Source organism: Kitasatospora sp. MAA4, assembly GCF_029893355.1.
Lineage (GTDB): Bacteria > Actinomycetota > Actinomycetes > Streptomycetales > Streptomycetaceae > Kitasatospora.
Window position 1 is genome coordinate 68,159 of the sequence record NZ_JARZAI010000034.1, and the last position, 7,224, is coordinate 75,382.

General features: G+C 70.9%; 8 protein-coding genes. All 8 read right to left on the reverse strand.

All coding sequences use genetic code 11. The features are described 5' to 3' along the window. Positions 1-39: 39 nt before the first annotated feature. Positions 40-1,515, reverse strand: a complete 1,476-nt coding sequence (locus tag P3T37_RS32320) for an FAD-dependent monooxygenase (RefSeq protein ID WP_280727475.1) — start codon at positions 1,513-1,515, stop codon at positions 40-42. A gap of 2 nt (positions 1,516-1,517) precedes the next feature. Further along, entirely contained in the window at positions 1,518-2,462 is a 945-nt protein-coding gene (locus P3T37_RS32325; RefSeq protein WP_280727476.1) for an aromatase/cyclase, read from the reverse strand. A gap of 32 nt (positions 2,463-2,494) precedes the next feature. Next, positions 2,495-3,280, reverse strand: coding sequence for a 3-oxoacyl-ACP reductase FabG (gene fabG / locus P3T37_RS32330; RefSeq protein WP_280727477.1), 786 nt, complete (start codon positions 3,278-3,280; stop codon positions 2,495-2,497). Positions 3,281-3,391: 111 nt separating this feature from the next. Next, positions 3,392-3,661 (reverse strand): acyl carrier protein, encoded by a 270-nt coding sequence (locus P3T37_RS32335; protein WP_280727478.1) that lies wholly within the window; start codon positions 3,659-3,661, stop codon positions 3,392-3,394. Between the two features lie 77 nt (positions 3,662-3,738). Then, positions 3,739-4,953, reverse strand: coding sequence for a ketosynthase chain-length factor (locus tag P3T37_RS32340; protein ID WP_280727479.1), 1,215 nt, complete (start codon positions 4,951-4,953; stop codon positions 3,739-3,741). After that, a complete protein-coding gene (locus tag P3T37_RS32345) occupies positions 4,950-6,221 on the reverse strand; it encodes a beta-ketoacyl-[acyl-carrier-protein] synthase family protein (protein ID WP_280727480.1) in 1,272 nt (423 codons plus the stop codon). The genes P3T37_RS32340 and P3T37_RS32345 overlap by 4 nt, the downstream gene beginning before the upstream one ends. Then, complete coding sequence (locus P3T37_RS32350) at positions 6,218-6,547, reverse strand: TcmI family type II polyketide cyclase (protein WP_280727481.1); 330 nt, start codon at positions 6,545-6,547, stop codon at positions 6,218-6,220. The genes P3T37_RS32345 and P3T37_RS32350 overlap by 4 nt, the downstream gene beginning before the upstream one ends. Positions 6,548-6,612: 65 nt before the next feature. Continuing rightward, a partial coding sequence (locus P3T37_RS32355) for a biotin/lipoyl-containing protein (RefSeq protein WP_280727482.1) occupies positions 6,613-7,224 on the reverse strand: 612 nt, incomplete at its 5' end.

Sequence of the window (7,224 nt, forward strand, 5' to 3'; positions counted from 1 at the left end):
CGTTCGGTCGGAGCTCTCAGACACAGGCTCTGAAGTGCACTACGGCGCCGGTGGGCCGAACCAGCGCCGCAGGGCGGACTGCGCGCCCGCCTCGTCGGTCCCCGCCCAGACGACGTAGCCGTCCGGACGCACCAGGACGCAACTGGTGCCCGGCAGCGGGTCGCCCACCGGCAGGGCTGCGACGGCGGTGACCCGGTCGGCCCAGGCGCCGGCCGCCGCGCGCAGCGGTGCGTGGTGGCCGCCGGAGAGGTCCAGCAGGACGCCGCGGCCGGTGCGCAGCAGGGCCGCCGTGCTGGTCGAGCCCTGCTCCAGCGTGATCAGCTCGGCGTACGGCAGCCGCGCGCCGAGCAGCGGGTAGTCCCCCGCGCCGACCTCGTAGCGGACGTCGAGGCCGCTGATCATGCCGGCCAGCTGCCGACGGGTCTCCGGCGAGCCGATGAGCTCGCCCAGCAGCTCCCGCACCGGCTCCACCTCGGCGCCGCCCAGCAGCAGCAGCGTCTGCGCCCGGATGTTGGCCAGCACGCTCTCGCCGACCGCGTGCCGTTCGCTGTGGTAGCTGTCGAGCAGCTCCTCCGACGGGTACGGGCCGACCTGGCGGGCCAGCTTCCAGCCGAGGTTGACCGCGTCCTGGAGTCCCAGGTTGAGGGCCTGACCGCCGCTGGGCATCTGCTGGTGGGCCGCGTCGCCGGCGAACAGCACCCGGCCCTCGCGGTAGCGGGCGAGCAGCCGGTTGGCGTCGCCGAAGGAGTTCACCCAGAGCGGGGTACCGCCGCTGAGGTCCTCGCCGGTCACCCGCTTCCAGATCTCCACCACTTCCGCGAACTCCGGTGCCCCGGTGCGCGGTTCGACCGCACGGCCGAACTCGTGCACCATCACCCGGGTGACGCCGTCGGCGCGCCGGGCCGCGATCGCCAGTCCGTGTTCCAGCCGCATGAATCGCCGGTTGGGGATGGTCACGCCGGCCACGTCCGCGCGGATCAGCTCGCGGCGGGCCGACTGCCCGGGGAACGAGGCCCCGGACAGCCGGCGCACGGTGCTGTCCTCGCCGTCGCAGCCGACCAGGTAGCGACCGCGCACCCGGTGCACGCCGCCGGGGCCGAGCGTCTCGGCCTCGACGAAGTCCTCCGTCACCGACAGGTCGGTCAGCTCGTGGCCGCGCCGGATGTCGGCGCCCAGCGAGAGCGCCCACTCCTGGAGCAGTTCCTCGGTCCGGGTCTGCGGAACCTTCCACTGCCCCGGGTAGGAGCTGGGCAGGGTCAGGTCCAGCGGGATCCCGCCGAAGTGTCCGAGCGGCTCGTTCGGCGGGGTGCCCAGGGCCGCCAGCAGGCCCCGGTCGTCGAAGATCTCCATGGTGCGGGCGTGCAGCGTGGAGGCCCGGGACTCCGTGGTGGGGGCGTCCCGCTGCTCCAGCACGATCACGTCCGCGCCGCCGAGGCGCAGCTCACCGGCGAGCATCAGCCCGACCGGTCCGGCACCCACCACGATGACGTCGGTGTCCAAACTGTCCGCACCCATGGTCAGCCGGAGATCTCGGCGTAGTTCTTGGCGTGCGTCAGGGTGGCGCGGCTGTTGGTGCTCAGCGCGGTGCGGACGTACTCGCGGGCGTCGGCCACGGTCGCGTCCTCGCCCAGGATCTTGGCGATGTTCGCGGTGTTGAGCACGACGGTGTGCTGCGAGGAGGCGGCGACGCCGTCCGCGTTCTCGTCGAACGTCCAGTACCCGGTGTGCAGGGTCATCAGCGCCGGCAGGGTGACCTGCTTGTAGGCGATCCGCTCGTTCGGGAAGGTCACCCGGTACGACTTGGTGGTGTGCGTGGAGCCGTCCTTGGCCCGGGTGTCCATCTCCAGGGTCTGCAGGCCGGGGGTCTCCTCCTCCAGGCGGACGGTGGCCACGTGCGGCAGCCGCTCCGACCAGAGGTGCGCGTCGTTGATGAAGTCGAAGACGTCCTTGGCGGAACCGTTGATCTGCACGGTGTCCTCGAAGGAGAACGTCAACTCCTCCGATGCGTGGGCCAGTTCGACGTTGGTGCGGAGAGCCGCGAGCTCCGAGCGGGAGTTGCGGTCGACCGCCTCGTCGATCCACGCCAGGCTCTTCGGGTCGTCGTCGACGGCCCGGTAGTCGTGCAGCAGGCGGACCTTGGACTCGGTCGGCGACAGCGACTCGATCACCCAGCTGCCGCCCATCGAGGCGACGGGTGCGGTGGAGACCTCCTGACGGAAGTCGATCCGGAGGTTCTCCGGGTCCAGGGTGCGGCGCGAAGTCCAGTTCTTGGCCTCGCCGTTGGCGATCGCCCAGATCCGGATGCGCTCCTCGCGCTCGCCCTTCTCGACGTGGTCGACGTAGATGGTCGGCGGGAAGATCCGCGGCCAGTTCTGCACCTCCGCTATCAGCCGGTAGACGGCCGCCGCGGGAGCCGCGATGGTGACCTCGTGCTCGACCTCGCGCAGGGGGGACTGCGACATGCTCAGACTCCTTGGTTTCGGGTGCGGTCGGATCAGAAGTTGCCGAGGCCGCCGCAGACGTTCAGCGCCTGCGAGGTGATGGAGGCGGCCACGTCGGAGGCCAGGTAGCCGACCAGGCCGGCGACCTCCTCGGGGGTGGAGTAGCGGCCGAGCGGGATCTTGGACTGGAACTTCGCCAGCACGGCGTCCTCGGTGGTGTCGTACGCGGCCGCGTAGCCCTCGCGGACGCGCTGCGCCATCGGGGTCTCGACGTAGCCGGGGCAGACCGCGTTGACGGTGATGCCGGTCGGGGCCAGCTCGTTGCCGAGCGCCTTGGTGAAGCCGACGACGCCGTGCTTGGAGGCGGAGTACGGCGCGCCCAGCACAACGCCCTGCTTGCCGGCCGTGGAGGCGATGTTGATGATGCGGCCGCGGCTCTTGCTGCGCAGGCCACCGGTGTTCAGCACCTCGCGGGTCAGCCGGAAGACGCTGTTGAGGTTGGTGTCGATGACGTCGTCCCACAGCTCGTCGCTGATGTCGGCGGTGACCCCGCCGCCACTGCGGCCGGCGTTGTTGACGAGCACGTCGACGGTGCCGAACCGGTCGACCGCGGCCTGCACGAACTCGTGGACGGCCTCGGAGGAACGGACGTCGACCACGGCGCCGTCGACGTCGAGGCCCTCCGCCTGGAGCTGCTTGACGGTCTCGGCCACGTTCTCGGCGCTGCGGGCTCCGATGAAGACCTTGTGCTGCTGGCTCGCCAGGAGCCGGGCGACGGCGAGGCCGATGCCGCTGGTGGCTCCCGTGACGACGGCGACCCGCTGGTCCTGCTGCGTCATGTTCTCTCTCTTCTCAAGTGATAGGGGTGGTGGCGGGCGCCGCCGCCGGGCGGAGGGATCCGCCCGGCGGCGGGACACCGGGATCGGGCCAGGTGGGGCAGGGCGTGCGGGTCAGGCGGCGACCGGGACGCCGATGTGCGCGTTGACGGCGTCGATCAGCGAGCGGGGGGTGACGGCGTCGGTCAGCACGGAGTCGTCCAGCGTGATGTCGTACTCGCGCTCGATCCGGCCACCGGTCTCCAGCAGGGCGAGCGACTCGTAGCCGAGAGCCTCGAAGCCGGTGTCCAGGATGTCGCCGTCGAGGTCCACGCCCTCGTCCGCGCCGGCGCCTTCGAGCAGGATGCGCTTGAGGTCGGCCAGGGTGAACTGCTGAGTGACCATGTCTGGTTCCTTCTCTGTGAGGTGAGCGAATTGGGATACTGCCGAACGGATATGACGGGTAGTCAGAAGGCTGGGCCTCAGTCGACCGAGCGGACCACGACGGCCGAGTTGAAGCCGCCGTAGCCGCGGGCCAGGACGAGCGCGGTGGAGACCGCGGCGGTCCGGGGCTGCGCGACGACCAGGTCGAGGTCGTAGTCGGCGGACGGCGTGATGTTCACGGTGGGCGGGATCAGACCCTCCTCCATGGCCAGGAAGGCCGCGGCCAGGTCCAGCGGGGCCGCGCCGGAGTAGAGCCGGCCGGTCATCGTCTTGGGCGCGGTGACCGGGACGCCGCGCGGGCCGAAGACGGCCGTGATCGCGTCGGCCTCGATCCGGTCGAGCTCGGGAACGGCCGCCGCGTCCGCGAAGACCACGTCGACGTCCCCGGGCTGCACCCCGGCGTCCGCCAGGGCCAGTTCGATCGCCTTGCGCAGACCGGGCTCGCGCTCGCTGCCGGGCTTCGGGTCCATCGTCGAGCCGTAGCCGGCGATCTCGCCGTAGATCTTCGCGCCGCGGGCGCGGGCCGCCTCGGCGGCCTCCATGATGAGGATCGCGCCGCCCTCGCCGGAGACGTAGCCGGTCGCGTCGCCGTCGAAGGGCAGGTACGCCCGGGTCGGCTCCTCCTCGCCGCTCAGCCGGCCGCTGGCCAGCTGGGCCACCCAGCCCCAGGGGCAGACGGAGGCGTCGACGGCGCCGGAGACGATCAGGTTCGTCCCCTTGCGGATCTGGCGCCGGGCCTGGGCCACCGCGTCCAGGCCGCCGGCCTCGTCGCTGACCAGCACCCCGCTCGGGCCCTTCATGCCGTTGCGGATGGAGATCTGGCCGCTGTTGACGGCGTAGAACCAGGCGAACGACTGGTAGGCGCTGACGTGCTGGCTGCCCTGGCTCCAGAGCTTCTGCAGCTCGCCCTGGCCGAACTCGAAGCCGCCGGAGGAGCTCGCGGTGACGACTCCCATGTCGAACTCGGGCAGCTCCTCGGGCTTGACGCCCGCGTCGGCCAGTGCCCAGTCGGTGGCCACCAGGGCGAGCCTGGTCATCCGGTCGGTCTGCGGGAGCAGCCGGCCCGGCAGGTGGTCCTCGGCCACGAAGCCCGGTATCTCGCCGGCCAGCTTGGCCGGGTACTGCGACGGATCGAAGCGGGTGACCCGGCCGATGCCGCTCTTTCCGCTCCGGGTCGCCGCCCAATAGTCCTGCACGCCGAGCCCGTTGGGGGAGACGACGCCCAGGCCGGTCACCACTACCGAGGTGGTCATGCCACGCTCCTCTCAGGACGGGCCAGCACCATGGCACTCTGGAACCCACCGAATCCGCTGCCGACCGTGAGCACCGCGTCCGTGCGCTGGGCGCGGGCGGTGAGCGGCACGTAGTCGAGGTCGCACTCGGGGTCCGGGGTGTGCAGATTGGCCGTGGGCGGCACCACGTTGTGCTCCATGGCCAGGGCCGACGCGGCGATCTCGATGGAGCCGATCGCGCCGAGCGAGTGACCGACCATCGACTTGATGGAACTCATCGGAGTCCGGTAGGCGTGGTCGCCGAGGATCCGCTTGACGGCCGCGGTCTCGTGCCGGTCGTTCTGCTTGGTGCCCGAGCCGTGGGCGTTGATGTAGTCGATCTCGGTCGCGTTCATCCGCGCCTCGTCGAGCGAGACCCGGATGGCCTCGGCCATCTCCAGGCCGTCGGGGCGCAGACCGGTCATGTGGTACGCGTTGCTGCGGGTGGCGTAGCCGGCGATCTCGGCGTAGATGTGCGCACCGCGCTTGCGGGCGCTCTCCAGCTCCTCCAGGACGAACACCGCGGCGCCCTCGCCGAGCACGAAGCCGTTGCGCGAGGCGTCGAAGGGCCGCGAGGCGTGCTCCGGGTCGTCCGACCGGGGCGTGGTCGCCTTGATGGCGTCGAAGCAGGCCATCGTGATCGGCGAGATCGGGGCGTCCGAGGAGCCGGCGATCATCACGTCGACCGAGCCCTCGCGGATCAGCTCGACGGCGTGGCCGACCGAGTCGATGCCCGAGGTGCAGCCGGTGGAGACCACCGTGCTCGGGCCCTCGGCGCCGACGGCCCAGGCGACCTCGGCCGCGAACGAGCTGGGGACCAGGTAGTTGTACAGGTGCGGCACCGAGTACTCGTGGTCCACGAGGTGCAGCCGGCCGCCGTCGCTGACGACCCGGTACTCCTCGTCGAGGCCCATGGTGGCCCCCACGGCGCTGCCGATGGTGACGCCGAGCCGGTACGGGTCGACCGCGCCCAGCTCGATGCCGCTGTCCGTGACGGCGCCACGGGCCGCGACCACCGCGAACTGCGCGGCGCGGTCCATCCGCCGGATCTCCTGCGGGCTGAGACCGAACTCCTCGGGATCGAAGTCGATCTCCGCGGCGACCTTGGACCGGAACGGCGAGGGGTCGAAGAAGGTGATCCCGCGGGTGGCCGTCCGGCCCTCGCTCAGCAGGTTCCAGAAGTTCTTGGCGCCGACTCCGCCCGGAGCCAGGACCTCGATACCGGTGATGACTACTCGTCGGCCGCTCACGCGGACGCCTCCCAGTTGTAGAAACGGGTGGCCATCGCGTCGGCCGGCGAACGCCAGGTGGCCGGGTCGAAGGCCTCGATGAACGGCTTCAGGTCCTGGCTGATCCCGACGAAGCGCGGGTCGCCCTTGGCCTTCTCGATCAACTCGCCGCCGTTGTCGGACTCGAAGTCCTGCAGGTGGAAGTACAGGCCGCGGTACGAGAACAGCTGGCGGCGCCGGGTGCCCATCAGGTGCGGCATCTCGGTGGCGTCGAAGTCGGCGAAGAGCTTGGCGACATCGACGCTGGAACCGGGCTCCATCCGGGCGACGATCAGAGTGCTGTGCATGCGTTTCTCTCCTTAACGGTGGGATGTATCCAGGACGCTGACGTTTCGTCAGTCCTTGATCTCAGTCAGTCCTTGATCTCGCAGAGCGCGGCGCCGCTGCTCACGCTCGCGCCGACCTCGGCCGACAGGCTGGTGATGGTGCCGGCCTTGTGGGCGTTGAGGGGTTGCTCCATCTTCATCGCCTCGAGGACGACGATCAGTTCGCCTTCAGCGACGACCTGGCCCTCCTCGACGGCGACCTTGACGACAGTGCCCTGCATCGGCGAGGCGAGCGTGTCGCCGGACGCCGCGGAGGTTCTGGCGGCCGTCCGCTTGGGACGGGCCGGGCTGGCAACCGCCGACCGGACGGCGGGAGTTGCCATCGCGGGGGGAAGCGAGATCTCGATCCGGCGGCCGTCGACCTCGACGACGAGGGTCTCGCGGGCGCAGGAGTCCTCGCCGTCCGCCGCCGCGCCCGCGAACGCCGGGATGGTGTTCTCGAAGGCGGTCTCGATCCAGCGGGTGTAGATGCTGAACGGCTCGCTCGTGAACGCCGGATCGGCAACCACCGCGCGGTGGAAGGGGATGGCGGTGGCCATGCCCTCGACCTTGAATTCGGCCAGGGCGCGGGCGGCGCGTTGGAGGGCCTGCTTGCGGTCGCGGCCGGTGACGATGAGCTTGGCGAGCAGGGAGTCCCA

What these genes read in the sequence shown, in the direction of transcription:
- P3T37_RS32340 (WP_280727479.1), bottom strand. Translation starts at nt 4,953, where the DNA reads ATGACCACCTCGGTAGTGGTGACCGGCCTGGGCGTCGTCTCCCCCAAC.
- P3T37_RS32350 (WP_280727481.1), bottom strand. Translation starts at nt 6,547, where the DNA reads ATGCACAGCACTCTGATCGTCGCCCGGATGGAGCCCGGTTCCAGCGTC.
- P3T37_RS32320 (WP_280727475.1), bottom strand. Translation starts at nt 1,515, where the DNA reads ATGGGTGCGGACAGTTTGGACACCGACGTCATCGTGGTGGGTGCCGGA.
- fabG (WP_280727477.1), bottom strand. Translation starts at nt 3,280, where the DNA reads ATGACGCAGCAGGACCAGCGGGTCGCCGTCGTCACGGGAGCCACCAGC.
- P3T37_RS32325 (WP_280727476.1), bottom strand. Translation starts at nt 2,462, where the DNA reads ATGTCGCAGTCCCCCCTGCGCGAGGTCGAGCACGAGGTCACCATCGCG.
- P3T37_RS32335 (WP_280727478.1), bottom strand. Translation starts at nt 3,661, where the DNA reads ATGGTCACTCAGCAGTTCACCCTGGCCGACCTCAAGCGCATCCTGCTC.